Origin of the sequence: Bradyrhizobium barranii subsp. apii, assembly GCF_011516635.5 — a bacterium.
GTDB lineage: Bacteria > Pseudomonadota > Alphaproteobacteria > Rhizobiales > Xanthobacteraceae > Bradyrhizobium > Bradyrhizobium barranii.
On the sequence record NZ_CP096256.1, the window covers coordinates 226,717 to 250,873 of the forward strand.

Consider the following 24,157-nt stretch of genomic DNA (forward strand, 5'->3'; position numbering starts at 1 on the left):
GGATGTTTGGAGTGCGGTTGGCGTCCTTGCGTTAGGAGTGTCTCGGCGGGATCGTTAGCGACCTAACTCGTGGCGTCGGCGGTGAGTACCCAATGTAGCGCGAGCCTGGCGTGGGCATGCTGTGCCGGCTGCTTAAGGCGACCCGCAATCTCGGCCCAGTGATCTCGCGGCTGGTCGCGACAAGCCGGGGCGAGACTCTCTTATAGGTGCGCCATCCGGCGGCCCAGCTTTCGCATCGGAGCGCCATCATGCCAAATTCTTCTGATGTTCTGCGCCATTTTCGACCCGGTCCGGACATCGCTCCAATACCGAAGTGGGGCTGGATGTTCGCCCTCGGCGTAGTTTATCTGATCACTGGCTTCGTGGCGCTCGGCAGCGTCGCGCTCGCGACCGTGGCGAGTGTGCTACTAGTTGGCGTGATGATGGTCATCGCCGGCGTAGCCGAAGTGATTAGTGCCTTCCAGGTTAAGACCTGGGGCAAGTTCCTGCTGTGCGCTCTTTTGGGTGCGCTTTACATCGTTGCCGGCTTTGTGACATTTGAAAATACTGCGCTCGCCGCTGCGCTGCTTACACTGATGCTCGGCGCATTGCTGGTCGCCGCTGGCATCATGCGCCTGCTCCTGGCATTCAGCATGAAGCGCGCAACGCCCCGGTTCTGGCTGGCGATAGCCGGCGTCATTACCCTGCTGGTTGGGCTGTTGATCTTAGCACGTTGGCCGCTCAACAGCGTCTATATTCTTGGACTGTTTCTCAGCCTCGATCTAATCATGTCAGGTACGAGCTGGATCGGAATTAGCGTCGGCCTGCGCCGCAGTTCGATCATGTCGCAGGCACGATCGCCGGCTTGATTACCACCCATCGGTTTCGAAGGAGAAAAGCACGCAGGACAACCGGAATTTGTCGCCCCACCTGCTGAGATTGCATCTCTTGCCAGCCTTATCGCCTGTAAACGAGCCTCACAACCGTTAATTGTTGGCGCTGCGCAACGGCGCGCGTCGCCTCGGCGCACTACCAGCGCGGCTGCGCAACGCGCCGCCTCCGGGCTGGCGTATCCTTGCAGGCGTTGCCTCGAGGGTCGACGTCGCGTCTCGCGTCGCAAGCGCACAGGCAGGAAGCTTCAGTGCTTCGCATCACGCAAATTCACTCGCACGTAGGCCTGCTCGTTGCAGATTGATTGCGCGCTTACGCGCGACCGCAACCCTGACACACTGCAAAACTCGAATCGGAGTTTAAGTTGTGCATCTATCGAACCACAATGTCGGCTTCTAACCAATCCAGTTTCGCCGATCAATCGCCAAAATCTGCCAAAGTAGTGCTAGGACGCGGACTCATTTCCAATTCCACGGCAGCAGCGTGTTCAGCTGCTTGATCTTGGTGCGTCCAGAGACGATGCGCTCGAGAACATCAGTAAGATAGTGCCGCGGGTCGATGTCGTGAAGCCTTGCCGAGTTGATGAGCGATGCGAGAGTGGCGCGGATAGACCCTACCAATTCGTGTAGGAGATTTCGCAGCTCACGTCAGTTAGCTTGCTTGCTGGGTGTTAGTGACTTTGGGGGACTTCTTCGATGTTGATTGCTGAAACTATTTTGAAGCCAGACCAGTTTGGCGGCATTGGACTTTTCTCCGCGACTCGTTTGCCTAAAGGCACGTTAGTTTGGATCCACAACCCGATCGTTGACATTGCGGTGACGCGCGAACAATACGAAGCTCTAGCTCCAACATTTCAAGCTTTACTTGATAAGCATGCCTATCCCAGAGACCACAAAGTTAATGACGGTGTCGTAGAGTATAATGCTGACAACGCTCGCTTCATGAATCACAGCAGTCATCCAAACACATATCAAGACGATCATTGCAGAATTTTCACAGCCCGTGACGTACAACCTGGTGAAGAACTTACTTGCGATTACTTGTCTTTCGATCCAGGGTGTGACTTATCGTGGAATAAGGAGCTATTGCCGACCTCCAGCTCCTGTTTTCGAAGCTGCGCGGAGCCGGCTCCAACAGGTTGATCCTGCTGCGTACGCGTTGTTCTAGAGCGGGATGGGTCTAGCTTGAATCGATTTGGAGTCCCAAATCGGAAGAATGAGCTGCTGCCGGTTTGATGGACACCGAGATTAGCCCGATCTATTCACGAGAGCACGGTCGTTCTTGACGTCTGACTGGGGCTGGCGGCTGGCGTGGGTGACCGTCCGGCCTTTTGTCACCGGGTTCTACATCAAGCTGTTTTGTACGCGTTGGAGGAGTGGGGCGGGTGAGCGGGCGCAGGCCCGGTCGGTTACGGGCCGAGCGGGAGCAGCGCGCCGGGCAAGCTGCGGAAGAGGTCGGCTTCGGGGCATGCCGCGGCGAACGCAAGGCGAATGCGGCTCGCGGTTTCGACGACCCGGGCTGCGATTTTCAAGAGACGAAGACGCAGCGTCGCGAACTCGGCGGCGGCCAATTCCCGGACTTTGGGAATGGCGCCGCGCACGGTAAGCATCAACCAATAAGCGGCGGTGTGGAGAACGAGACGGACCTGGTTGGCGAGCGCCGAACGGCAACTGGTGCGATCGGAGGCGAGCTGCGTCTTATGCAGCTTGATCAGATTTTCGGCTTGGCCGCGCGCGCAATACAGGCTGTCGTAGATCCACTCGGCCGAGCCGACATCGAGGCTGGTGACGACGAAGCGGATGTCGAGGCCGAGCATCGTCGCCTCAATACGGGCGACAGTGCGCCGTTCGTGATCCCAGGACTTTGCCTTGTGGCGCGTCTCGGTATAGCCGCGCAGAACAGGCAGGTTCTCGATGGCGCGTCGCGTGCGAATGTCGTCGGCGACCTCGTCGACTTTTCTGGCGAGAGGCTTGGTACCGGACAGACCGAAGATGTAGTCGATGCCGTTGTTCTCGCACCACGTCATGGCCTCCGGCCGAGCATAGTGCCCGTCGCCACGGAACGTAATTCGCGTCTTGTGCCACCGCGTCCGGATATGCCGTATCAGGCGGCGCAGATGGGCACGCACCTCGACGCCGCCCGGCGTCTTGCCGGGCCGCAGCACGACCGCCACGGGCCGGCTCTTCTCCGTGTCGTAGACGTGGATCGGCAGGAAGCAGCGTTCGTCATAATGAGCGTTGAACAGCGAGAGCTGCTGATGGCCGTGGACGACATCGCAGGTATCATCGATGTCGAGCGTGACGGATGCCGGCTCGCGCGGGTAGCTATCCATCCATGCGTCGACCAAAGTGTAGGTCAGTCGGATCACGTCGCGCAGGCGCGGAGCATTCTCCAGACGCGACAGCGTCGGTTGGGAACACAGATCGCGACCGCTGTCCGGCAGCCGTCCGCAGGCCAGCTTGAATGCGGGATCGGACCGCAGATGATCGAGGTCGTCGGCGTCCTCGTAGCCGCAGCAGATCGCGAACATGCGCGCGCGGAACATATCGACAAGGCTGTGCACGACCCGCGTCGGATCGCGCCGATCCGGGAACACCCGGGCCAAATTGTCGGCCAAACCGAGACGCCGCTCGGCCATCGCCAGAAGCATCACGCCCCCATTCGAGGTTAGGCGTCCACCATCGAAGGCAGCTGTGACTTTCTTGGCGTGAACGGCTGGAAACGAGAAGGGCAGAATCGTATCATCGGTCATGGCGGGCGTGGCGTTCGCGGTTGAGGTGATGGGGTTGGCTTCGCAACCGAATCCTACGCCGCATCAGCGCTTTACACCACGCTCGCCAGCCTCTCAGGCGCCCTCTCGCGAATAAGGCGGGTTAGGTGTTTCATGAAGCCGGAGGTGGCGATGAAAAGACGGAAGTTCAGCCGCGAGTTCAAGGTCGAGGCGGTCAAGCTGGTGCGGGACCGTGGGGTGTCGGTGGCGCAAGCCGGCCGTGACCTGGATGTTCATGAGAATGTTCTCCGCAAATGGGTGAAGGAGTTGGGCTCCGACCCGGCGCAAGCCTTTCCCGGCCACGGGCAGATGAAGCCGGAGCAGCAGGAGATCGAGCGGCTGCGCCGTGAGGTCGCCAAGCTGAAGGCCGAGCGGGATATCCTAAAAAAGGCCGCAGCCTACTTCGCGAAGGAAGCGACATGAAGTTCGCCTTCGTCGCGAAGCGCCGGACGATCTGGCCGGTGGCATGGCTATGCGATGCGCTGGGAGTGTCGCGGTCGGGCTTCCATGCCTGGCTGAATCGCTCTCCCAGCACCAGATCCCGCAGCGACGAGGAGCTCGGCGGCAAGGTCAAGGCCAGCTTCGCCGCCAGCGACCGCACCTACGCCACGATCCCGGCCTCAACCGAACCTATGCCGAGATGGCGAGCCATTACGGCACGGCCATTCTCGCAGCCCGGCCGCGGCGCCCAAAAGATAAGGCAAAGGTCGAAGTTGCGGTGCAAGTCGCCCAGCGATGGATTCTGGCGCGGCTGCGCAACCAACGCTTCTTTTCGTTGGCGGAGCTGAACGCAGCCATCAAAACACTCGTCGTCGAACTCAATGCAAGGCAGATGCGCGACTTTGGCGCCAGTCGCGCCGAACTGTTCGCCGAGCTCGACAAGCCCAAGCTTACAAAGCTGCCGGACCAGGCTTACGCTTTCGCACGCTGGAAGCGATGCCGGATCGGCCCCGACTATCATATCGAGATCGATGGACACTGGTATTCCGCGCCGTATCGGCTCATCCGTGAGCTTGTCGACGCACGCATCGATGACAGAACGGTCGAGATCTTCCACAACGGCCGCAGGATCGCCAGCCACGCCCGCGCGCCCAACCGGCGGGGCCACACCACCATCGCCGACCATATGCCCAGCGCCCATCGGCGCTACGGTCAATGGACGCCCGCCGGAGTGATCGTCGCCGGCGAGCGGATCGGTCCGTTGACCGCCGCCTTCTTCCAGGCCGTGATCGCGGCCCGGCCGCATCCCGAGCAAGGCTTTCGCACCTGCCTCGGCATTCTGTCACTGGTCAAAAGCTACAGCGCGGAGCGCGTCGAAGCGGCCTGCCGGCGCGGCATTCTGATCAAGGCGCGATCCGTCGCCTCGATCCGCTCCATCCTCCAGAACGGTCTGGATCGTACCTTTCTCGACGAGCCCTCCGAACACCAACCCCTGCGCCACGGCAACATCCGCGGCCGCGATTATTTTCACTGAAGCCAAGGAGACCTGTATGCTCAACCATCCCACCCACGAACGCCTGATCGAGCTCGGCTTGAGCGGCATGGCCAAGGCCTTCGAGGAGCAGCGACGATCGCCTGATCTCGAAGCCTTGCCGTTCGAAGATCGCATCGGCCTGCTGGTCGACCGGGAAGCGGCGGAACGCGACACCAGGCGGCTCACCACGCGCCTCAAGCTGGCCTCGCTCCGCCAGAATGCCTGCGTGGAGGACGTCGATTTGCGCACGCCGCGGGGTATCGACCGGGCCGTCTTCGCCAAGCTCGCCAGCGGCGACTGGATCGATCGCCACGAGAATTTGCTCATAACCGGGGCGACCGGATTGGGCAAAAGTTGGTTAGCCTGTGCCCTCGGCCACAAGGCCTGCCGAGATAATCGCTCGGTCCTCTATCACCGCGTCCCAAGATTGTTCGAAGCGTTGGGGCTCGCGCGGGGCGATGGACGTTATGCCCGCTTGCTCAAAACCCTTGGCCGCGCCCAGGTTCTGATTTTGGATGATTGGGGATTGTCGGTGCTCACCGCTGCCGAGCGGCGCGATCTACTGGAAATCCTTGACGATCGCCATGGCCGCTCCTCCACCATCGTAACCAGCCAACTCCCTGTGGACACATGGCACGAAGTTATCGGAGATCCCACGCTAGGCGACGCGATTCTGGATCGCCTCGTCCACAACGCTCACCGCCTCCAGCTTGCTGGCGAAAGCATGCGAAAACGCAACGCCAAAACCATCACCCTTGACGAGCAGCCAGAACGCTGACCCTATCACCGCCTCGGCCGGAGCGAGGCTGCTCACGATCGTCTGAATTCGGCGCTCATGATCGCGCGAAATCGCTGCTCACGATCACTGAAATATGCAGCCGGCGGCTGAACGACCGAGATCATCATCGATCACTTCGATCTCTGACCACCCGAGTGCCGTCAGCCGGTCCCGCATGGCGTATTGCAATGCGCTGCTCTCGCGATTGTGCAACACCTGATGTGCTGAGGATTGGCGCACGTAAAGAATCGCCTTACGCTCCAGATGATGAGGCCTGACCTTGTCAGAGATCATGATCGACCCCCTTCGCGGGCGGCGTCGCTGTCATCGCAGCATGGTCGAGGATCAACTGCGTCATCAGGCTTGTGAGGGCCGCCCGGGCTTCCGCCGGCAACTCCGGCCATGCTGGCGCGCGGATGGCGCCGTTCGGCAGGCCGCTCCCGAACAGATCCATCTGTTGCTGCGGCCGCGGTTGTCGATTGTGTCGGTATCCGCTCCCTGGCATTGCCGTCTGCCGTGACATGGGTCTCTCCCCGATTCTGGTCGTGAGAGGCTCTGGATGCGCTAGAAAGCAGGGCAGCTGATGGCGTTCGATCCATCAACACCAGATCGAGAAGCGCAGAAAGCGCTGCAAGTGCGGTTATGCTGACAAATGGCCGAGCTGCCAAAAGCTCCGCCTCAGGGCATGCCGTCCGGTCGAACATCCATGCTGGAACCTCCAGCCAACGATCTGCTTGCGATCCATCCAGTGTGCAGCGGAAGGCGACATCGCCAGCCTTGTCGACGGCCCCATGAACGCAAACTCGGCAACCAAACCAAGGATGATATCGATAAAGAACCACGCGAAGAGCGGTCCTGTGGGCGTTCTCAAACCTCGTTGTACAACACGACCCGCAGGCACTCGACCATCGGCTATCTTAGCCCCGTTGAGTTCGAGCGCAAGGTGGGATTAGCTTAACCGGGTGTCCATCAAACCGGCAGCAGCTCAGAAGGCGTGTCCTTGCTGCCGTGGAAGAAGGGCGGCGGTCCGCGCGGTGCCGCTGCCAGCCTTTGCAGACAGCCGAACTCCAGCACCGCGTCGGAAAAGCGGCTGCGCTTCATGCTCGGATCGTTGTCGTGAGCCCGAGCGATTTTCAACCTGGATTGAGCCCGAGGCCTGCGGTTAACGCCCGTTGGAGTTTTTAAGACGCGGCTTTGATGAAAACAGGCGATGAAACCTTCTCCTCGAACTAATCCTGGAAGGATCAGGGATACGCCTGATCACAGGTGATTGAATCGCCCGTTCATCGTACCTTCGGCCGGCTGGCCACAAACGCGCCGCCTAATCGCCTCGTCGCCCAAATTCCCGCAACTTTCTACCACGTCAAACGATTCTTCGAATCGATCGACATCATATTCAGAATATAAAAGTCCTATTTTATTTCACGATGCTAGGCTGCGCATGCTGGCGATAGGCCAGTCACCCAGGAGAATGCGATGAATAAGGAGAAGTCGATGAATACAACGACTATCAATGACACGGCGCAGGACGTCGGGGATGCCACCGAGCTCACGGAAGGCTTCGGGGGCGATTGGACCCTTGAACCTACGACGGACGATTATTACCAACCCGCTTGACGTGGACCGCTTGATGGGATGGGCTTCGGCCCATCCCATCAATTTGACGGCGAGGTGGGCAGAAGGATCGCTGCTGTGAGCAACGTATTCCATGCGTGGTCTAACGGCCGTTGGATCAGCCTCGACCTGCAATCCAATCGTTACAGCATGGCTAGCACATCTGTAGCTTGTCCGGAGGAGCGTGAACGGCTGACTGAGACGACAGCAAGGTTGCGCGATTGTCTGAACTCACTGCCAGCCTTCGTCCCGCCCGTCCATCTGGTGTGGCGCTATGCGCGTGCGGCTCATGCTGCCCGCCTCATTCGCAGCAGAGCATCGCTTGTCAACTCGACTTTCTGCGTGCATCACGTCACGGTACGGCACCCGTGGGAGGCGAAACGATCCATTGCTACGCCAGCGTATTCCAGCATCTGCGCAATCTTCGGTTACGCCGCCCGCGCTGTCTTGAGGATTCCGTGGGTGGATATCTTTTTTTCTATCCCTACATCGCATCGCTCGAGCTCCTCGTGGGTGTGAAGCAGCCACCGTTCAGTGCCCACGCTTGGCTGCAATCGGGCGACCTCATTTTGAACGACACGAGGCGGGCTGTGGAGGACTACAGCGTCATCTTGAGATTCGCGTAATGAGACTGAACGCCGATGGGCTCCTGGATTCAGTCAAGGAGCTTGCCAGCATCGTTGTAAACGGCCGCGTTGAAATCACGGTGCTCAACGATATTGTTGACGCCAAGACCGGCGAGCCGACTGAATTGGAACCAACACACTTCAAAGGCACGTCTCTGCCGGAGATTGTAGCTGTGCTGCAGGAGCGGTACGCTGGCGATGCGGCTTTCATTGTTCGCGCGCCGAGTGGCACTGCGATCGTACGCCCTCCTTTCTCGGAGATCTCCATCTTCTACCAAGTCAGAAATGATGTAATTGAGTGTTGGGCAGGACTGAAGCTGCCAGATGCCGTCTTGGCGCAACGCCACGCCTTCAACTTTGACTATTTGATTGGACTAATGTGCAACACGTCCTGGATGACCCCGGAAACAGGGTTGTGTGGGGTTTTCGAGCTGCTGAGTGGCGCGGCCCTCTTCATCTCAAGGGGGGGCTTTCGGCAAGTCGACTTTCTGGCGAGCGCCGTAGCCAGGCTCAAGGGAACCGCGGTCTCTTTCGAGGATGATGTGGCCAGCTTTCGCCGATTGATCTCGGCGAGCGTCGCTCACAAAACGCGCCGATATGGCGGTGGTTTTAGCATTGAATGTTCCGGGGGGCTTGATTCATCGGTCGTGGCATTGGCAGCGGCCGACCTCCATCGAGATAGGTCCCTCTCCCTCCTGAACAGCTACTCAGAGACGGACGTCAAGGGTGACGAACGTTTCTTTTTTGCCGCGCTGGCCGAGCGGGCGCGCGGCGTGCCAACCTATGTCGAAACGAATGCTCGCTCGTCGATGACCGACCTGTCATCAGAATTGCTGGCTCCAACGCCGCGACCTTGTAAGCTAGCGGCCACGATCGCCACGACAGCTCAACTTCACGAGGCTGCGCAGGCTGCAGGATCGCGTCTTGTGTTGACAGGGGATGGAGGCGATCAACTATTTCTCAAGAATGCGCCGCTTGACGATGGCCAGAGAGCTGCTTGCCGAAGCCCGATCGCCACGAGAGACATTGCGCGAGCTCGCCGGCCTTGCGATCCAGGCCCGAGCGTCTGTCTGGCGTGTTCTTGGCGACGTGATCACCGGCCAGAGCAGCCGGGACTTACGCCGGCATATGTTCGGTGATCTTCGATTTCCGCAGTCGCCTGTCGCATCAGTACGGCCGGATGTCCGAGCAGAGCTCGTACCGGGCTCTAGGGCCCTACGCCACCTGCCGACGACGCGACTGTTTCAGTTCTTCGGCATGCGTAATGCAGAGCTCAATCGCATCGCACTACGAGACATTGCGGTAGAAGAGCGAAAGGCCTTTGTGTTCTGGCCGCTCATCAAGGCCGGACTTCTCGCGGCTCGCCGAAATCACTGCTCAAATGGAATTGATCGCGCACTTGAGCGCGAGGCCTTCCGGGAAGACTTGCCCGACGTGATCTACTATCGACTTGGCAAAGGTGCTGGGCGCGATCTGCTAACTCGGTACAAATATGGTGCCTTGGCGGCACGTGTCGAGCGTAGTGCATTGTATCGGCACGGCTTGATCTCCCGTGATCTGCTCCGTACTGCTATCGATAATTTGTCTTACGATTCAGCGTCTGCGCTCATTCGGGTATGCGCTGTTGCCGATTGGATGGATCGTTATGAACTCGGGTAAGCCGCCCTTGCCCCCGCTCCAATGGGACGTCATCAAGACGAGCATGCAATCTTCCCGCCTTCTTGTCGCGGGTTTCGTGCTCACGACCACTGTAGCGTCCGGCTGCGCGGTCGCCGGGCCGCTCTTGTTCTCACGGGCTGTCGCCCGGCTGGCCAGCGCGCCGCCGCTTTACACGCTCAGTTTGTTGTGGCTGTTTGCCGTTACGGCCGCGCTTGCTCGGTGCTTGCAAGACGTCAAGGTGGTTCTATCGAACAGGCTGGAACAGCACGTTCGCAATCTCTCCAGCAAGAAGATCATGGCCGCTCTGGCGACCGCCGAGCTATCGCTGTTTGCTCAAAACAATCCGAGCAAGCTTTCGGCAATTGTGGAGAGTTGGCACCAGTCCAACAAGATCTACATTCAGCTCTATTCGATGGTGCTAATGGGCGGGGTCGCCGATGTTGCGTTCTCGTTCCTTGCCGTCGGAGGAGCAGCGAATTGGTTGGTGGCGTTGTTCATCTTAGCCTACGGCGCCGTGCTCGTACTGACAACATGGAAGAGCAATAGGGTTACAAAGGTGTATCAAGCTCAAGCGCAGGCTTCGACTAATGAGAGCTCGAACCTTTTAGGAAGTGCGATCGAGAACATCGTTCCGATTCGCATGTTCCGCGCTCAACCTTGGATAGCTGAGCTGTATGATCGCCAGACAGCCGCCACGCGCCGAGCTTGGCTTACGTTCTATAGCGTCCGGTTGCGCTATGGCGCTTTGCAATCCGCCTTCTTGTTCGTTCAGTATGCCTCGATCTTGGGGCTTTTGCTGTGGCTCTATGACCGGTCAGGCGAGATAAGTGGGCTCGTCATGGTGAGCATGATCCTCGTTCAACTGAACCGGCCTTTCGAGCTTATCGGCATGTCAATGCGGGACATCACCGTTGCGCGTGGCATGGCTGGGCCGCTGCAGGAGCTGCTTGATGCACATGCTCCAGCGGTGCGACCCGCTATGCTCAGGCGTACCATGCCGATATTGGGCTCACTCAACGTTTCTATCAGCGCGCTTTCGTTTGGTTATGAACGAGGGGCTTCGCCGCTCCTCTCTGAGATAACGGGCGAGTTCAAGCCCGGCGTCATCAACTTCATCATCGGACGGTCGGGTGCTGGCAAATCCACGCTTATGCAACTCCTGCTAAAAATGCATCAAGGCTACAGCGGCCTGGTGCGCATTGGCCCCCTGGACTGGACTTGGCCACGCTCGATCCGGAAGATTACCTGGCGTACGTAGGTTACTTGCCCCAAGAGCCCTTGATGATGAATCTGAGTATCCGCGAAAACGTTCTGCTGGGCCGCCCGTTTTCCGATGCGGATGTGCTTCACGCACTCGATTGCGTCCATCTGGCTGATAAGGTGACTTCCTTGCAGAACGGTTTGGACTACCGCGTCGGCGAGCGGGGCCAATTGCTAAGCGGCGGCGAGAGGCAGCGCCTTGCGATCGCCCGTGCACTCATCGCGAGGCCCCGGTTGCTGCTTCTCGACGAGCCCAGTGCCGGGCTGGACGAGCAGACCGAGGGCTGGATCTTCGACGCACTTCGACAACTCGCATCGGGCACGACGATCATAGCAGTTACGCACCGTCGGGGCGTGATAAGTCCACATGACTACGTGTTAGATTTGTCGTGCTCGGCATCCGCGAAAGCCTCGCGTGCGCTTGAACAATTTCCGTGATCCGGCGTCTGAAGTAGGCCCGGACGGCACGGACTGCGGCCTTGTGCTGTCCTTCGATGATCAAGGTGCTAACCCGCCCTATTCGTGAGAGCGCGGTATTTTGGTCCGACTGGTGCATCCGCACACCTCCGCTGACGAGGCGCACAGGATTGCCTTCGGCTTTTCACCGCCTGACGACCGGTACTTTGCAACGCGCTTGAGGGATGGGTTGGGTGAACGCGGGCGGACGCCCCACCGGTCAAGGACCGAGCGGCAGCAGCGCGCCGGGCAAGCTGCGGATCAGGTCGGCTTCGGGACATGCCGCGGCGAACGCAAGGCGAATGCGGCTCTTGGTCTCGACAACCCGGGCGGCGATTTTCAAGAGCCGAAGACGCAGCGTCGCGAACTCGGCAGTGGCCAATTCCCGGACTTTGGGAATGGCGTCGCGCACGGTCAGCATCAGCCAATAAGCGGCGGTATGGAGAACGAGGCGGACTTGATTGGCGAGCGCCGAACGGCAACTGGTGCGATCGGAGGCGAGCTGCGTCTTATGCAGCTTGATCAGATTCTCGGCTTGGCCGCGCGCGCAATACAGGCTGTCGTAGATCCACTCGGCCGAGCCGACATCGAGGCTGGTGACGACGAAGCGGATGTCGAGGCCGAGCATCGTCGCCTCAATACGGGCGACGGTGCGCCGTTCGCGATCCCAGGACTTTGCCTTGTGGCGCGTCTCGGTATAGCCGCGCAGAACAGCTAGGTTCTCGATGGCGCGTCGGGTGCGGATATCGTCGGCGACCTCGTCGACTTTTCTGGCGAGCGGCCTGGTACCGGACAGACCGAAGATGTAGTCGATGCCGTTGTTCTCGCACCACGTCATCGCCTCCGGCCGAGCATAGTGCCCGTCGCCACGGAACGTAATTCGCGTCTTGTGCCATCGCGTGCGGATGTGCCGCACCAGGCGGCGCAGATGGGCACGCACCTCGACCCCGCCAGGCGTCTTGCCGGGCCGCAGCACGACCGCCACGGGCCGGCTCTTCTCCGTGTCGTAGACGTGGATCGGCAGGAAGCAGCGTTCGTCATAATGAGCGTTGAACAGCGAGAGTTGCTGATGGCCGTGGACGACATCGCAGGTGTCGTCAATGTCGAGCGTGACGGATGCAGGCTCGCACGGATAGCTATCCATCCATGCATCGACCAGGGTGTAGGTCAGGCGGATCACGTCGCGCAGGCGGGGAGCATTCTCCAGCCGCGACAGCGTCGGTTGGGAACACAGATCGCGACCGCTGTCTGGTAGCCGTCCACAGGCCAGCTTGAATGCGGGATCGGACCGCAGATGATCGAGGTCATCGGCGTCCTCGTAGCCGCAGCAGATCGCGAACATGCGCGCGCGAAACATATCGACAAGGCTGTGCACGACCCGCGTCGGATCGCGCCGATCCGGGAACACCCGGGCCAAATTGTTGGCCAAACCGAGACGTCGCTCGGCCATCGCAAGAAGCATCACGCCCCCGTTCGAGGTCAGCCGACCGCCATCGAAGGCAGCTGTGACTTTCTTGGCGTGAACGGCTGGAAACGAGAAGGGTAGACTCGTATCATCGGTCATGGCGGGCGTGGCGTTCGCGGTGGAAGGTGATGGGGTTGGCTTCGCAACCGAATCCTACGCTTCATCAGCGCTTTACACCACGCTCGCCAGCCTCTCAGGCGCCCTCTGACGAATAAGACGGGCTAATACCTTGGCTTTCGACAAGCAAATCGCCGTAGTACGTACGCGTTCCCATTGCGCGTGAAAGATAGACATAAACCACGTCTGCGACGTGATCCGCAATGTGGCGATGCTGTTTGACCAGCAAAGCGCGCCGATAGCACTCGCCTACTTTCAAGAAGAGTGTCGCGGGATCCTCATTGCTCGCGTAAATGGGCCTAATTTCATCGCAGAAGCTTGCCGCCACCTTATCGATCAGCTTCGCCTTGGTGAAGCCGCTGATGCTATCGACATACATTTGTGACAGCATCTTGCAGAATAGGATGGCTTGGTCTGGGTCGATCCGCCTAGCGCTGAACCCCTTGTGGTTGACATTTTGCACTACATCGCGCTCAGTCAGCCGTATCAAAGCCTCTCGTACAGGCGAAATACCGACGCGAAGCTCATCCGCAATGTCGGTCGGCTTCAAGGCCATGCCGGGTAGCCAATAGCCGAGTAATAGACGTTCGCGCAAAGCCTGGAATACTGGATGCTGTGTCTCAAAGGTCATGATTACTCGTCCGTTCAGCCGTCCTAGCTGCGGCGGCCAAGCGCGCCTGACCTCTTCGCGTGGCTCTGCTGCACGCGTTCGGAGAAGGCGACGCGGGAATGATCGTCAACGCAGACGTGGACGAAATCCAAACCAGCGCCGCGGCTCTTGTTCGGAGCACTCGGATCGCCGGTGATGCGGTGTCCTACCCGCTTGAAACGCCCCAACTTTTTGATTTCGATGTGAATGATCTTGCCTGGGTGCTCGCGCTCATAGCGACGCTCCGGCGCGGCCGGCTCCAGATCGCGTATCCGGTTCAATCCCAGGCGGCGCAGGACGCGGCCGACGGTGGCCGGCGACACCGCGATCTCGGCTGCGATCTGCTTGCCGGTGTGGCGCTGGCGGCGCAAGGCCTCGATCGCCGTGCATGTGGCGAGCGGGGTTTGGCTTGGCGATGAAAGGGGTCTGGAGGAGTGATCTCGCAATCCCTCCACACCTTCTGCGCGGAACCGTTTGACCCATTTGGCGACCGTCTTCGGCGATATGTTGAACAGGTCAGCCGCGGCGGGCAGGGTCAACCCGCCCTCGACTACGCTCCGGACCATCGCCTCTCGACCTTTGGGCGTCAAAGGCGCATTCTTGTGGACGTTCATCTGGTCTCTCCCTCAACCCTGGCTGCGCGCCAAGCTTGGTCTGCTCAGCCAGAAGACCAAACTCGCGGAGGCCATTCGATATGCGCTGTCGCGTTGGAACGGGCTGACGCGCTTCATTGCCGAGGCCCGCATCGAGAGTGATTCCCACGTCGTCCAGCGGCGCTATGCTGTCCTTTTTGGTCCACATTGGCCAATAGCGCCCGCCGACGCCGACGCTGAAGTAGTTCTTGGTAATGAAGTAGCACAACGCGCCTCCAATCTGGACGCCGCCAACACGGTTTCCGCGTTGTTCAGCGAAGGTGGTCGTCGGGCGCAAGAGATGATTGTCACGCCCTTTGAAATCGGTCTAGAGCAGGTAAGCGACGCCCGCGCTCGAACGCCAACGCTCGGTGAGCATGGTTTCGGCGCTTAGGCCGATACGAGGTGCATTCCATTGAGTGTTCTGGCTCCCAACAACTCTGTGATCACCCGTCGGCAAGCAGGTAGCCTTCGGCCTAGCGATCTGTACACACCCGGTCGAGTCGGAGCTCTTGTTCGTAATAGGTCCAGCCGATAAATCCGCCGACCTTGTAGTTGGCGCCGCGTAGGAAATCGTAGCCGGCGTCGGCCGTATAATAGGTGAACCTCCCGTTCGACTCGCCTGATTTCGTGTTGACATAGGGCGTGCCCCAGTCTTGATCATTCGAGTTTCCTTTGTTGAAGCGGCCAGTGCCAAGGTTACTCTTCAGGAACACTCCCCACGGTCTGTCAAGACGACCAAATAACTCTCCAGAAAGCCCGTCCGGTCCGTGATAAGTGAGCCTTGATACAAGAATGCTGGGATCTCCACGGCGGATTTCATCAGGCTCAGCGCTAGCGTCCCATTGGAATCGTCCCCGGCTGAGCCAGCCGCGATCCGCCTTTAAACGACCAACGGGCTGTGTGAACAATCGGCGGCGGCACGCCAGCGCGTGCGTTCGCGTACAGCGGTGCATCGGGCCATTGCGCCGCCCACGGGTCGGCGCCAAAATGGTAGTTCAACCCGATCTTTCCGAGGTGATAATTGCTGGACAGGCTCGTTGTGTTCGTCGGAAGAATTGCGAACGGCGGATCCTGCAGAGTTGGAGGCGTTGCGACACTCGGCCCGCCGAAATGCAGATAGTCATACTCGACTTTGACAGACCACGCAGGCGCAAGCGCTTGCTCGACGCCTAGCCCAATGATGCCACCGACCCGACCATAGTCAAAATGGGTGTTTTCCTGTGGCGCGCGGCCTTCGAAGTTATTGACGACGTCGCCGCGATTGGTTTGCCAAGCTACGCCTCCCTTGAGATAGGCGAGCGTGTGACTCAGTGTGCCAAACGCGTAACCGACGCGGCCGGTCCCGGTCGCAAGGAGATTGGGACCGGCCTTGCAGTTTGCGCTCACAATAAAGCCGGAGGCGGCGAGGCAGATATTTGTGCCCTCGGAGACAGCACCGCTGGCATCCAGTTCGACACCAAACACCCCGCCGTTCTTCTCCCAATTGTGGCCGATCTGGCCACCTGCAAGGAATACTGGGGTATCGACGACATCGCCATAGACTGACACACCGTAGGGATTGCTGAAGGAGGTGCGACCGTACCCGCCACCGACGTGGCCGCCAATATAGCCTCCGGACCAGTTCCACACCGTGGGTGGCAGTTTCGCTTCTGGCTCAAGGTCTGCCGCATTGGCTGCACCGGTTGCGACGAGCGCAATTGTCGTGGCTCCCAAAAAAAGAACTCCAGATCGCATCCAACACTTCTCTGCATTATCTCGTTTCACAACCGAGCGCCTTTAAATTATCGCGCAGCAAACCGTCGGGCCGGATCAGACGCTAACAGCGACGGCGTTGAGTCCGTCCCGAAGACCAAACGCACTCCGATTGGTGATGATGCCGCAAAGAGAGCAAGTCGCGTGCCGAAGTGAATTCGCGGGCTTTGCAGGCACTTCGTCGCGGCTGGTGTCAAGTTGCTGACAGTGTCTCAATGCCTGCCGACCGACGCGCAGCCGCTACCGAGCAACACTTGGCGAGCGCGGTATTATGATCGGCTGATAGGTGGCAAACAGAACATGGGCCAGCAGTTTGGGCACTGCACGCCCGCGCGCAATCGGATGCGAGGGAGCCGGCGGCTGGGTGATCGCTTCGCAGGCCCGGCAGACGAGCTTCTCGCGCACGTGCTGGATCACCTTCCACTGGCGCGGAACGAGCTCCAGCGACTCGGTCACGTCTTCGCCGATCGAGCTATCGCCAAATTTTGGTGACGGCGCGGCCGGTCAGGCGGCGGCGGTTATGGGCTGACGGTCAGTCGGTTTGGCGATGACCTCGATCCCGTCGTTGAATGTCACACCGAGAACGAGTTTTGGCAACTGGTTGTGGCCATCGAGACGACGCCGGCTTTTCTGCGCGGCCTCAAGCAGTTTGAAGACCATCGCGAGCGCCGTTCTGTTGGACAGGCAGCCCTTCGATCGGATCGTGCGGTGGCGCACGGTAGCGAAGGTGCTTTCAATGGGATTGGTGGTCCGCAGGTGTTTCCAGTGTTCGGCCGGGAAGTCGTAGAACGCCAGTAGCGTGTCCCGATCCTTGCTCAGGCAGTCGGCCGCCTTCTCGTATTTGGGCGTGTAGCTCTCGATGAAGGCGTCGAACGCCAGCTCGGCGGCGGCCTTGGTTTCGGCCATCCAGATCTCCTGCAACGCGCGTTTGGCTTTAGGCTGCTGGCTCTTCGGCAACTTGGCGATCACGTTGGCGGTCTTGTGTACCCAGCAGCGCTGCTCGCGCGTTTTCGGCCAGACCTCGCCGGCGGCCTTCCAGAACCCGAGCGCGCCGTCGGCGATGGTGAGCCGCGGCGGCACGCCGATCGTCGACGTTTCCTGGCTGAATCAACTTGATGATGTTATCTTTGGACACGGCATATCGCTCCTTCGGTGGAGAAGTGGAGGCGTCAAGCACCCCCACGATATGCCGCCTTCCCGATTCCCGCCGTCACCAACTTTCAGCGATAGCTCTCGCCGATCTTGCGCAATCGGCTGTCACCACAGCATGGGCAGATCGCAGGTGTCGGATAACCGATCGAGAAAGCGCATTTTGCCAAATTTGCGGCCGGTAGCGCACCAGTGAACTCAACAAAAAGCTGCCCAGAAATTGCAATGCATACGTATCTCCGCGCGACTGCGACTGGATCGATACCAGAGAGCTTTGGGCCTCCGAACAAGCAAGGATGCCAGCGAACTTGGAGATCTTAAGGGCCGACCTTGGTCTTGAAGCGGAGCTAGTTAACGGCATTGGTCTCGATGTCAGGGGAGCGCGCCTGGTTTCGTTTCTCGTCGCGCGACGGCTGGCGCAGCGCGGAGAGGACCACCCGCAATGGAAAGCCTGCCGACGGCAAATCTCTGCGGGCGTGATGCGACTGGATGCGGCGAACAAAGCGATCGAGGACTATATGCTGTTGCCTCCCCACTGAAGGCGGGACGTTACGTCTGGCTCTCTTCCGATTCCCTCCACCGACATCAAGGGGCGCTTTACGCCGGTCGACATCATTTGCCATCGGGCTGGCTCCTTCATCTACTATGGCCAGCACCTTATGAACCACTGTTTTGCCTGACGGAGCAACCAGTATTTCGCGTTATCAGAATATCTTTCACCCCACCCGGATTTCTCGCTTAGTGTCTGTTCCAAAACATGTTGAGTCGAATGAATCGGTTGTGATTCAAGGTGAGCGGCCTGATTCGATGGGGACGCGCCGCCAATGTGGACTACCGAGAACCGTGCACGCTACGACCGCAGCCGCCTGCGCTATCCGAGCGACTTGACCGACGAGGAGTGGGCGCTGATCGCGCCTCGCATCCCGCCGGCCAAGCGCGGCGGCAACAAGCGTACGGTGGACCTGCGCGAGATTGCCAACGGGCTGATGTACATCCTGAGCACAGGTTGCCAGTGGCGCGCGATCCCCAAGGACCTGCCGCCGCGCTCGACGCTGTATGGCTACTTCGATCTGTGGAGCTGGAACGGCACGCTCGATAAAATTCATCACGCCCTCTATGTCGAATGTCGCGAAAGGGCCGAGCGCGAGGCTTCTCCCACCGCCGCCATCATCGATAGCCAGAGCGTGAAAAGCGCTGAAAAAGGGGGCCTCATGATCTCCATGGCTACGACGCGGGCAAGAAGATCAAGGGCAAGAAGCGGCACATTCTCGTCGACACGCAAGGCCTCTTGATGCACGCCATCGTGCATGCGGCGGACATCCAGGATCGCGACGGCGGCGTGCTCCTGATGGCAACGTTGTTCGGCCTCTATCCCTTTCTTCTGAAGCTCTACGCCGACGGCGGATATCAAGGGCCACATTTCCAGAAGGGGCTGCGTAGCGCTCTGAAGCGCGTGAACCTCGAAATCGTCAAACGCTCCGATCAGGCTCACCGTTTCGTCGTCTTGCCCAAACGCTGGATCGTCGAGCGTACCTTTGCCTGGCTCGGGCGATGCCGAAGACTGTCCAAAGATTGGGAATGCTTCAATCACAGGGCGCTCGCCTTTCTCAAGCTGGCCTCCATCCGACTCATGCTGCGAAAGCTATGCAATCCAAGGTAATCTTTCCGGACAGACTCTTAGACGAAAAGAAGCGATCTTCGGTTCAATGCACCAAAGGTTTCAGCGACATTTTTGGTGCCAGTGTAATCTTCGGAAGCTCGCGCGTATCGACCGATCGGTCCTTCCATCTACTGCGTCCTGCAAGTTCGTGGGCAATCCGCCGAGCAACCTGCTCGCGGGCCGATTTCAGATCAAGTCGGCATGACGGCTACCGGCTGCTTGTACACGCCGCCCGATATCATCAAGCGCCAAGCGATGCGGGCAAACTTGTTGGCCAAGGCCACCGCGACCAACTTTGGCGGCTTTCGCTCCAGCAGCGAAGCGAGCCATGGTGTGGGCTTATGACGGCCCTTTCGAATATGCCTCAGCAGTGCGGTCGCACCGACGATCAACGTCGATCGCAGTATAGAATCTCCAGCCTTTGTAATGCCGCCGAGCCTTTGCCGGCCGCCAGTTGAATGATCCTTAGGTGTCAGCCCGAGCCACGCCGCAAAGTCGCGCCCCGATCTGAAGGTCTCGGGCGGCGGCGCTTTCATACTGAGCATCGACGATCCAATCGGACCGACGCCAGGAATTGTCGCAATACGCCTGCTGATGTCATCCTCGCGATGCCACTTCATCAGCTTGGCTTCGATCTTCGCTAGGCGAGCTTGGACCGCGGCATACTCGTCCGCCTGAAGGCGGAAGAGATCCCGCGCCATTTCATTCTGGCCGGCGAGTTCTGCTTGTTTTTCTCCCAAGCGGACGCGTCAAACCGCCTTTTATGATCGCGCGAAGGCGAGCAACGGTCGGATGTCATGGCCATCGGCGGCTTGAAGCGTGGCGACGTAGCGTGCCCGCAGTTCGCCGACATCGGCAAGACTGCCGCCGCCCCAGCTGAACAACGCGCCGCCCAGCTTCTCGATCAGCAGATCCGCCATCAGACGGGCATGCCGGCCGTTGCCGTTCGGAAACGGATGGATCGACACCAGACGATGATGAAATCGGGCAGCGATCTCGTCGGCCGGATAGGTGTCATGCTCGATCCAATAGCGAACGTCATCGAACAGGGCAGCGAGGTCGGGCGCGATGCGATAGGCGGCGACGCCGATGTTGCGTTCGGTCTGGCGGTAAGCGCCAGCCCATTCCCAGACGTCGCCGAACATGCGCCCATGAAGTCTTCGCGCGAATCCGTCATCGAGAAGGTGCGGGGCGGTCAGACCGCGCCGGCGCCGGGCCCAGGCCGCCCCTTGCACGATGTTCTCCTGTTCGGCCTCGTTGAGATCGCGGCGATGGGTGATCCAGGACTGGCGCAAGCCGTCACGCTCCGCGGGCGTCAACGGCGTTGCGTCATCGGGCTCCTGAAACAGGTCCGTCATGGCTGTTCCCAAAGATCGCGCTCGCGAAGCGTGTCGCGGATATAGGTGTCGATCCGGGCCTCGAGGTCGGCATCGCCGGTGCCTTGCGCCTCGAGCTTCATGGTGTGCGCAACGCGGCCGAGATCGCGCAGGGCGAGCTTGCGTGCCCGCTCACGCACGGCTTGCTCCAGCGAGGTGTTTGGCACGAGCGCATAGACGAGGGTGCAGTCGAGCGCTTCGGCCGCGCGCCGCAGCGTCTCGATCTTGATCGCGCCACTGGCTTCGGATTTCTCCAGCGCGTCGACGCTCTGTGGACTGATCTTTAGCCGCCGGGCGAACTGCACGCCGGTCATGCCGAGCGCCTCCCGGATTGCCCGGGCCCAGCCCTTGGGCGGGAGCTGAAAGCGATCAGTCGGCTTGAGCGGCTGGAGCCGCTCATCCAGCCGCTGCCGGGCTCGCTGGTGAACATTTCTCATACTGAAGCCTTATTGGTAGCAAATAGGATCAGTCTGTAGATACTAAACTAGTCTGCGTAAAATCATATTAGAGTATGAATATCAGTTATTAAAATCAGAGTCTAGTCTTAACGTAACCTGATCAGTCGCGCTGGCGCTCGGCCAGGCCGGGTGTCAATCGGCGTTCGACTGGGACGGGGGTCAAATTTGGACGCCGGTTGACACAGTGACCAGCCTCTTCAGTTCTAGAGCGTTTTCCGATCACGTTGCGTCGTAACCAGCCGCGACGAGATAATTTTGACATTCCTCGGGTGAGAAGCGTTTGAGAGCGTTGGCGATTGCTTGCCAGAGATCGGGCATGGTGCGGGCTGCGGCGGTCCGCAACAGCGCTTTCAGTTTGGAGAAGGCCATTTCAATCGGGTTGAAGTCTGGACTGTAGGGCGGAAGATAGAGCAGGCTAGCTCCGACCGCCTGGATGGCCTCTCGAACGCCATGGACCTTGTGAGCGGGCAAGTTGTCCATGATAACGGTATCGCCCGGCCGCAGCGATGGGGCGAGCAATTGCTCGACGTAGGCCAGGAAAGCGTCGCCATCCATTGGACCGTCCAGAACAAGCGGCGCGATCAGACCGTCGGAGCGCAATCCAGCGGTGAACGTCGTCGTCTTCCAATGTCCGTGTGGGATAGCTGCACGACATCGCTCGCCGCGTGGCGAGCGCCCGTAACGCCGCGCCATTTTGGTGTTGGCGCTGGTTTCGTCGATGAAGACGAGACGCTCAGGGTCAAGGTCGATTTGCCCTTCGAACCACTCCTCACGTGCGGCATTTATATCGCCGCGCCGTTGCTCGGCGGCGTGCGCTGTCTTTTTTTAAGTGTGATCTTTCTGCGCTGGAAAAAACGCCAGAGCGACGCGATGCCAGTCGATATTCCACGACGTTTCAACAGTTCTCGCAACTCGGCAAGCGTGATATCCGGCCTCGCTGTCACCGCCTCCAGAATCAATTGCGAATGCGCTTCGATGCGCTGCGATTTGCGGTCACCGCCCTGGCGTTTAGGAACGATGTCGCCAACTTTCTTGAGGCGACCGCGCCAGCGGATTGCACTGGCCGCGCTGACACCAAAGCGCTCAGCAGCCTGTCGACAGGACATGCCACCGTCAATCGCGGCTACCACCCTTTGGCGAAGATCAACCGAAAGCGCCCTGGCCATACATGCTGGCCTCCCTCGCCAGCATGCAGCTTGAATCTGACTCGCGCCGTTTTGGGAATCCCCACCCGATTCTTTCCGGTCGGAAAATGCTCTAACCCGTCTTATTCGTCAGAGGGCGCCTGAGAGGCTGGCGAGCGTGGTGTAAAGCGCTGATGCGGCGTAGGATTCGGTTGCAAAGCCAACCCCATCACCTTCAGCCGCGAACACCACGCCCGCCATGACCGACGATACGATTCTGCCCTTCTCGTTTCCAGCCGTTCACGCCAAGAAAGTCACAGCTGCCTTCGATGGCGGTCGGCTGACCTCGAACGGGGGCGTGATGCTTCTGGCGATGGCCGAGCGGCGTCTCGGCTTGGCCGACAATTTGGCCCGGGTGTTCCCGGATCGGCGCGATCCGACGCGGGTCGTGCACAGCCTGGTCGATATGTTCCGCGCGCGCATGTTCGCGATCTGCTGCGGCTACGAGGACGCCGACGACCTCGATCATCTGCGGTCCGATCCCGCATTCAAGCTGGCCTGCGGACGGCTGCCGGACACGGGTCGCGATCTGTGTTCCCAACCGACGCTGTCGCGTCTGGAGAATGCTCCGCGCCTGCGCGACGTGATCCGACTGACCTACACTTTGGTCGACGCATGGATGGATAGCTACCCGCGCGAGCCGGCATCCGTCACGCTCGACATCGATGATACCTGCGATGTCGTCCACGGCCATCAGCAGCTCTCGCTGTTCAACGCTCATTATGACGAACGCTGCTTCCTGCCGATCCACGTCTACGACACGGAGAAGAGCCGGCCCGTGGCGGTCGTGCTGCGGCCCGGCAAGACGCCGGGCGGCGTCGAGGTGCGTGCCCATCTGCGCCGCCTGGTACGGCATATCCGGACGCGGTGGCACAACACGCGAATTACGTTCCGTGGCGACGGGCACTATGCCCGGCCGGAGGCAATGGCGTGGTGCGAGACCAACGGCATCGACTACATCTTCGGTCTGTCCGGCACCAAGCCGCTCGCCAGAAAAGTCGACGCGGTCGCCGACGACATCCGCACGCGACGCGCCATCGAGAACCTGCCGGTTCTGCGCGGCTATACCGAGACGCGCCACAAGGCAAAGTCCTGGGATCGCGAACGACGCACCGTCGCCCGTATTGAGGCGACGATGCTCGGCCTCGACATCCGCTTCGTCGTCACCAGCCTCGATGTCGGCTCGGCCGAGTGGATCTACGACAGCCTGTATTGCGCGCGCGGCCAAGCCGAGAATCTGATCAAGCTGCATAAGACGCAGCTCGCCTCCGATCGCACCAGTTGCCGTTCGGCGCTCGCCAATCAAGTCCGCCTCGTTCTCCATACCGCCGCTTATTGGCTGATGCTGACCGTGCGCGACGCCATTCCCAAAGTCCGGGAATTGGCCACTGCCGAGTTCGCGACGCTGCGTCTTCGGCTCTTGAAAATCGCCGCCCGGGTTGTCGAGACCAAGAGCCGCATTCGCCTTGCGTTCGCCGCGGCATGTCCCGAAGCCGACCTGATCCGCAGCTTGCCCGGCGCGCTGCTGCCGCTCGGTCCTTGACCGGTGGGGCGTCCGCCCGCGTTCACCCAACCCATCCCTCAAGCGCGTTGCAAAGTACCGGTCGTCAGGCGGTGAAAAGCCGAAGGCAATCCTGTGCGCCTCGTCAGCGGAGGTGTGCGGATGCACCAGTCGGACCAAAATACCGCGCTCTCACGAATAGGGCGGGCTAACAGTGCGGCAAGATCAACTTGGGGTGGCCCGGAGGTCATCTCCGCGCATGCGATCGGATCCACCATCCAGCCGGGGATCGTGATGACCGTGCTCAATGGGCCTCGGATCCGCAAAAACTGACCTGTCGCGCGTTGCTCTACACGACGCACGTTCACCATCCGGCCAAAATAGGGATGCCAGCGATAGTGGACCTCAAAATCCTCGCCGACATGGGCAGAATGAACGGTGACTGGCCTTGGGAAGGCGCAATTGGACCTTCGCCGGCAGCCTGCGCGGCGCCGACCGCGCCGCCATCATGCTGACGATGATCACGACCTGCCGCCTCAACGATGTCGATCCCAAAGCCTGGCTCGCCGACGTCCTCGCCCGTATCGCTGATCTTCCAGCTTCGCGTCTGCACGAACTGTTGCCCTGGGAATGGAAGCTTCTGCAACAAGCCGACAAGCCCGCCGATCAGCAAGCTGACCTTCACGCAGCGCTATCATAGAGCT

The 24,157-nt window shown here is 60.0% G+C and carries 21 protein-coding genes and 11 pseudogenes; 16 read left to right on the forward strand and 16 right to left on the reverse strand.

The features are described from left to right. Window positions 1–248 precede the first annotated feature (248 nt). Window positions 249–848, forward strand: a complete 600-nt coding sequence (locus HAP41_RS48180; protein WP_166107388.1) for an HdeD family acid-resistance protein — start codon at window positions 249–251, stop codon at window positions 846–848. Between the two features lie 480 nt (window positions 849–1,328). Here the strand turns inward: HAP41_RS48180 and HAP41_RS50895 are convergent. Beyond that, window positions 1,329–1,484, reverse strand: a pseudogene (locus HAP41_RS50895) (transposase domain-containing protein); the annotation flags it as partial. 81 nt (window positions 1,485–1,565) lie between these two features. On the opposite strand from HAP41_RS50895, the gene HAP41_RS48190 reads away from it, so the two are divergent. After that, complete coding sequence (locus HAP41_RS48190; protein WP_166107386.1) at window positions 1,566–2,012, forward strand: SET domain-containing protein; 447 nt, start codon at window positions 1,566–1,568, stop codon at window positions 2,010–2,012. Window positions 2,013–2,278: 266 nt separating this feature from the next. On the opposite strand, the gene HAP41_RS48195 is transcribed toward HAP41_RS48190, so the two are convergent. Then, window positions 2,279–3,622, reverse strand: a complete 1,344-nt coding sequence (locus HAP41_RS48195) for an IS1380 family transposase (RefSeq protein WP_166065068.1) — start codon at window positions 3,620–3,622, stop codon at window positions 2,279–2,281. A 150-nt stretch (window positions 3,623–3,772) separates the two neighbouring features. On the opposite strand from HAP41_RS48195, the pseudogene HAP41_RS48200 reads away from it, so the two are divergent. The 3 genes and pseudogenes from HAP41_RS48200 to istB form a co-directional block, all read left to right on the forward strand. Then, window positions 3,773–4,245: pseudogene (locus HAP41_RS48200) on the forward strand (transposase); the annotation flags it as partial. Then, window positions 4,245–5,114, forward strand: a pseudogene (locus HAP41_RS48205) (Mu transposase domain-containing protein); the annotation flags it as partial. The pseudogenes HAP41_RS48200 and HAP41_RS48205, both read left to right, overlap by 1 nt. 16 nt (window positions 5,115–5,130) lie before the next feature. Beyond that, a complete protein-coding gene (istB, locus tag HAP41_RS48210; protein WP_166063422.1) occupies window positions 5,131–5,892 on the forward strand; it encodes an IS21-like element helper ATPase IstB in 762 nt (253 codons plus the stop codon). Window positions 5,893–5,991: 99 nt separating this feature from the next. On the opposite strand, the pseudogene HAP41_RS48215 reads toward istB, so the two are convergent. The 3 genes and pseudogenes from HAP41_RS48215 to HAP41_RS50210 all read right to left on the reverse strand — a co-directional run. Continuing rightward, window positions 5,992–6,186, reverse strand: a pseudogene (locus HAP41_RS48215) (recombinase family protein); the annotation flags it as partial. Next, window positions 6,176–6,346 (reverse strand): hypothetical protein, encoded by a 171-nt coding sequence (locus HAP41_RS48220; RefSeq protein ID WP_206706209.1) that lies wholly within the window; start codon window positions 6,344–6,346, stop codon window positions 6,176–6,178. The pseudogene HAP41_RS48215 and the gene HAP41_RS48220, both read right to left, overlap by 11 nt. Window positions 6,347–6,861: 515 nt before the next feature. After that, window positions 6,862–6,993, reverse strand: a complete 132-nt coding sequence (locus tag HAP41_RS50210) for a hypothetical protein (protein WP_256478606.1) — start codon at window positions 6,991–6,993, stop codon at window positions 6,862–6,864. A gap of 375 nt (window positions 6,994–7,368) precedes the next feature. Between HAP41_RS50210 and HAP41_RS48225 the strand changes: the two genes are divergently transcribed. The 6 genes from HAP41_RS48225 (at window position 7,369) to HAP41_RS50215 (ending at window position 11,489) form a co-directional block, all read left to right on the forward strand. After that, on the forward strand, window positions 7,369–7,509 hold the full coding sequence (locus HAP41_RS48225; protein WP_166107383.1) for a hypothetical protein: 141 nt from the start codon (window positions 7,369–7,371) through the stop codon (window positions 7,507–7,509). Window positions 7,510–7,874: 365 nt separating this feature from the next. Further along, window positions 7,875–8,132 (forward strand): lasso peptide biosynthesis B2 protein, encoded by a 258-nt coding sequence (locus tag HAP41_RS50905; RefSeq protein WP_414643407.1) that lies wholly within the window; start codon window positions 7,875–7,877, stop codon window positions 8,130–8,132. Further along, the gene (locus HAP41_RS48230; RefSeq protein WP_166107377.1) at window positions 8,132–9,271 is read left to right on the forward strand and encodes an asparagine synthase-related protein; all 1,140 of its coding nucleotides are present in this window, start codon (window positions 8,132–8,134) and stop codon (window positions 9,269–9,271) included. The genes HAP41_RS50905 and HAP41_RS48230 overlap by 1 nt, the downstream gene beginning before the upstream one ends. 118 nt (window positions 9,272–9,389) lie before the next feature. Beyond that, entirely contained in the window at window positions 9,390–9,791 is a 402-nt protein-coding gene (locus HAP41_RS48235) for a hypothetical protein (protein ID WP_166107374.1), read from the forward strand. Next, complete coding sequence (locus tag HAP41_RS48240; protein WP_166107372.1) at window positions 9,778–11,049, forward strand: ABC transporter transmembrane domain-containing protein; 1,272 nt, start codon at window positions 9,778–9,780, stop codon at window positions 11,047–11,049. The genes HAP41_RS48235 and HAP41_RS48240 overlap by 14 nt, the downstream gene beginning before the upstream one ends. Beyond that, entirely contained in the window at window positions 11,010–11,489 is a 480-nt protein-coding gene (locus tag HAP41_RS50215) for an ATP-binding cassette domain-containing protein (RefSeq protein WP_166107369.1), read from the forward strand. Before HAP41_RS48240 ends, HAP41_RS50215 begins: the two co-directional genes overlap by 40 nt. A gap of 238 nt (window positions 11,490–11,727) precedes the next feature. Here the strand turns inward: HAP41_RS50215 and HAP41_RS48245 are convergent, their stop codons facing one another. From HAP41_RS48245 to HAP41_RS48255, 3 genes and pseudogenes are all read right to left on the reverse strand, one after another. Then, entirely contained in the window at window positions 11,728–13,071 is a 1,344-nt protein-coding gene (locus HAP41_RS48245) for an IS1380 family transposase (protein ID WP_166091063.1), read from the reverse strand. A gap of 94 nt (window positions 13,072–13,165) precedes the next feature. After that, a complete protein-coding gene (locus HAP41_RS48250) occupies window positions 13,166–13,720 on the reverse strand; it encodes a GntR family transcriptional regulator (RefSeq protein WP_166107363.1) in 555 nt (184 codons plus the stop codon). Between the two features lie 77 nt (window positions 13,721–13,797). Then, a pseudogene (locus tag HAP41_RS48255) lies at window positions 13,798–14,352 on the reverse strand (helix-turn-helix domain-containing protein); the annotation flags it as partial. 13 nt (window positions 14,353–14,365) lie between these two features. Here HAP41_RS48255 and HAP41_RS50910 point away from each other — a divergent pair. Continuing rightward, window positions 14,366–14,512 (forward strand): annotated as a pseudogene (locus HAP41_RS50910) (IS66 family transposase); the annotation flags it as partial. Window positions 14,513–14,846: 334 nt separating this feature from the next. On the opposite strand, the gene HAP41_RS48265 reads toward HAP41_RS50910, so the two are convergent. The 4 genes and pseudogenes from HAP41_RS48265 to HAP41_RS48280 form a co-directional block, all read right to left on the reverse strand. Further along, window positions 14,847–15,086 (reverse strand): hypothetical protein, encoded by a 240-nt coding sequence (locus HAP41_RS48265; protein WP_224581088.1) that lies wholly within the window; start codon window positions 15,084–15,086, stop codon window positions 14,847–14,849. Between the two features lie 118 nt (window positions 15,087–15,204). Further along, a complete protein-coding gene (locus HAP41_RS48270) occupies window positions 15,205–16,137 on the reverse strand; it encodes an outer membrane protein (protein ID WP_248577265.1) in 933 nt (310 codons plus the stop codon). A gap of 270 nt (window positions 16,138–16,407) precedes the next feature. Next, window positions 16,408–16,593 (reverse strand): annotated as a pseudogene (locus tag HAP41_RS48275) (IS66 family transposase zinc-finger binding domain-containing protein); the annotation flags it as partial. 36 nt (window positions 16,594–16,629) lie between these two features. Beyond that, a pseudogene (locus tag HAP41_RS48280) lies at window positions 16,630–17,199 on the reverse strand (IS256 family transposase); the annotation flags it as partial. 383 nt (window positions 17,200–17,582) lie between these two features. Between HAP41_RS48280 and HAP41_RS48285 the strand changes: the two are divergent. Beyond that, entirely contained in the window at window positions 17,583–17,813 is a 231-nt protein-coding gene (locus tag HAP41_RS48285; RefSeq protein ID WP_166107361.1) for a hypothetical protein, read from the forward strand. 285 nt (window positions 17,814–18,098) lie between these two features. Continuing rightward, window positions 18,099–18,934, forward strand: a pseudogene (locus HAP41_RS48290) (IS5 family transposase). Between the two features lie 191 nt (window positions 18,935–19,125). Here the strand turns inward: HAP41_RS48290 and HAP41_RS48295 are convergent. From HAP41_RS48295 to HAP41_RS48310, 4 genes and pseudogenes are all read right to left on the reverse strand, one after another. Continuing rightward, a pseudogene (locus HAP41_RS48295) lies at window positions 19,126–19,638 on the reverse strand (IS110 family RNA-guided transposase); the annotation flags it as partial. 57 nt (window positions 19,639–19,695) lie between these two features. Continuing rightward, the gene (locus HAP41_RS48300) at window positions 19,696–20,292 is read right to left on the reverse strand and encodes a mobile mystery protein B (RefSeq protein WP_166107359.1); all 597 of its coding nucleotides are present in this window, start codon (window positions 20,290–20,292) and stop codon (window positions 19,696–19,698) included. After that, window positions 20,289–20,747 carry a mobile mystery protein A gene (locus HAP41_RS48305; RefSeq protein ID WP_166107357.1) on the reverse strand — a complete coding sequence of 153 codons (459 nt, stop codon included), beginning with the start codon at window positions 20,745–20,747 and terminating at the stop codon, window positions 20,289–20,291. Before HAP41_RS48305 ends, HAP41_RS48300 begins: the two co-directional genes overlap by 4 nt. Window positions 20,748–20,987: 240 nt before the next feature. Next, window positions 20,988–21,934 (reverse strand): IS630 family transposase gene (locus tag HAP41_RS48310; RefSeq protein WP_166063836.1). Its coding sequence is split into 2 segments (ribosomal slippage): window positions 20,988–21,595 and window positions 21,595–21,934, totalling 948 coding nucleotides; the frame shifts between segments, so codons are not numbered across the junction. A 217-nt stretch (window positions 21,935–22,151) separates the two neighbouring features. Between HAP41_RS48310 and HAP41_RS48315 the strand changes: the two genes are divergently transcribed. Together HAP41_RS48315 and HAP41_RS48320 are read left to right on the forward strand one after the other, a co-directional pair. Next, complete coding sequence (locus HAP41_RS48315) at window positions 22,152–23,495, forward strand: IS1380 family transposase (protein ID WP_166053720.1); 1,344 nt, start codon at window positions 22,152–22,154, stop codon at window positions 23,493–23,495. Window positions 23,496–23,895: 400 nt separating this feature from the next. Beyond that, a pseudogene (locus HAP41_RS48320) lies at window positions 23,896–24,153 on the forward strand (transposase domain-containing protein); the annotation flags it as partial. Window positions 24,154–24,157 lie beyond the last annotated feature (4 nt).

What these genes read in the sequence shown, in the direction of transcription:
- HAP41_RS48190 (WP_166107386.1), top strand. Translation starts at nt 1,566, where the DNA reads ATGTTGATTGCTGAAACTATTTTGAAGCCAGACCAGTTTGGCGGCATT.
- HAP41_RS48180 (WP_166107388.1), top strand. Translation starts at nt 249, where the DNA reads ATGCCAAATTCTTCTGATGTTCTGCGCCATTTTCGACCCGGTCCGGAC.
- HAP41_RS50210 (WP_256478606.1), bottom strand. Translation starts at nt 6,993, where the DNA reads ATGAAGCGCAGCCGCTTTTCCGACGCGGTGCTGGAGTTCGGCTGTCTG.
- HAP41_RS48250 (WP_166107363.1), bottom strand. Translation starts at nt 13,720, where the DNA reads ATGACCTTTGAGACACAGCATCCAGTATTCCAGGCTTTGCGCGAACGT.
- HAP41_RS48315 (WP_166053720.1), top strand. Translation starts at nt 22,152, where the DNA reads ATGACCGACGATACGATTCTGCCCTTCTCGTTTCCAGCCGTTCACGCC.
- HAP41_RS48245 (WP_166091063.1), bottom strand. Translation starts at nt 13,071, where the DNA reads ATGACCGATGATACGAGTCTACCCTTCTCGTTTCCAGCCGTTCACGCC.
- HAP41_RS48225 (WP_166107383.1), top strand. Translation starts at nt 7,369, where the DNA reads ATGAATAAGGAGAAGTCGATGAATACAACGACTATCAATGACACGGCG.
- HAP41_RS48220 (WP_206706209.1), bottom strand. Translation starts at nt 6,346, where the DNA reads ATGGATCTGTTCGGGAGCGGCCTGCCGAACGGCGCCATCCGCGCGCCA.
- HAP41_RS48300 (WP_166107359.1), bottom strand. Translation starts at nt 20,292, where the DNA reads ATGACGGACCTGTTTCAGGAGCCCGATGACGCAACGCCGTTGACGCCC.
- HAP41_RS48195 (WP_166065068.1), bottom strand. Translation starts at nt 3,622, where the DNA reads ATGACCGATGATACGATTCTGCCCTTCTCGTTTCCAGCCGTTCACGCC.
- HAP41_RS48240 (WP_166107372.1), top strand. Translation starts at nt 9,778, where the DNA reads ATGAACTCGGGTAAGCCGCCCTTGCCCCCGCTCCAATGGGACGTCATC.
- HAP41_RS48230 (WP_166107377.1), top strand. Translation starts at nt 8,132, where the DNA reads ATGAGACTGAACGCCGATGGGCTCCTGGATTCAGTCAAGGAGCTTGCC.
- HAP41_RS48235 (WP_166107374.1), top strand. Translation starts at nt 9,390, where the DNA reads ATGCGTAATGCAGAGCTCAATCGCATCGCACTACGAGACATTGCGGTA.
- istB (WP_166063422.1), top strand. Translation starts at nt 5,131, where the DNA reads ATGCTCAACCATCCCACCCACGAACGCCTGATCGAGCTCGGCTTGAGC.
- HAP41_RS48305 (WP_166107357.1), bottom strand. Translation starts at nt 20,747, where the DNA reads ATGAGAAATGTTCACCAGCGAGCCCGGCAGCGGCTGGATGAGCGGCTC.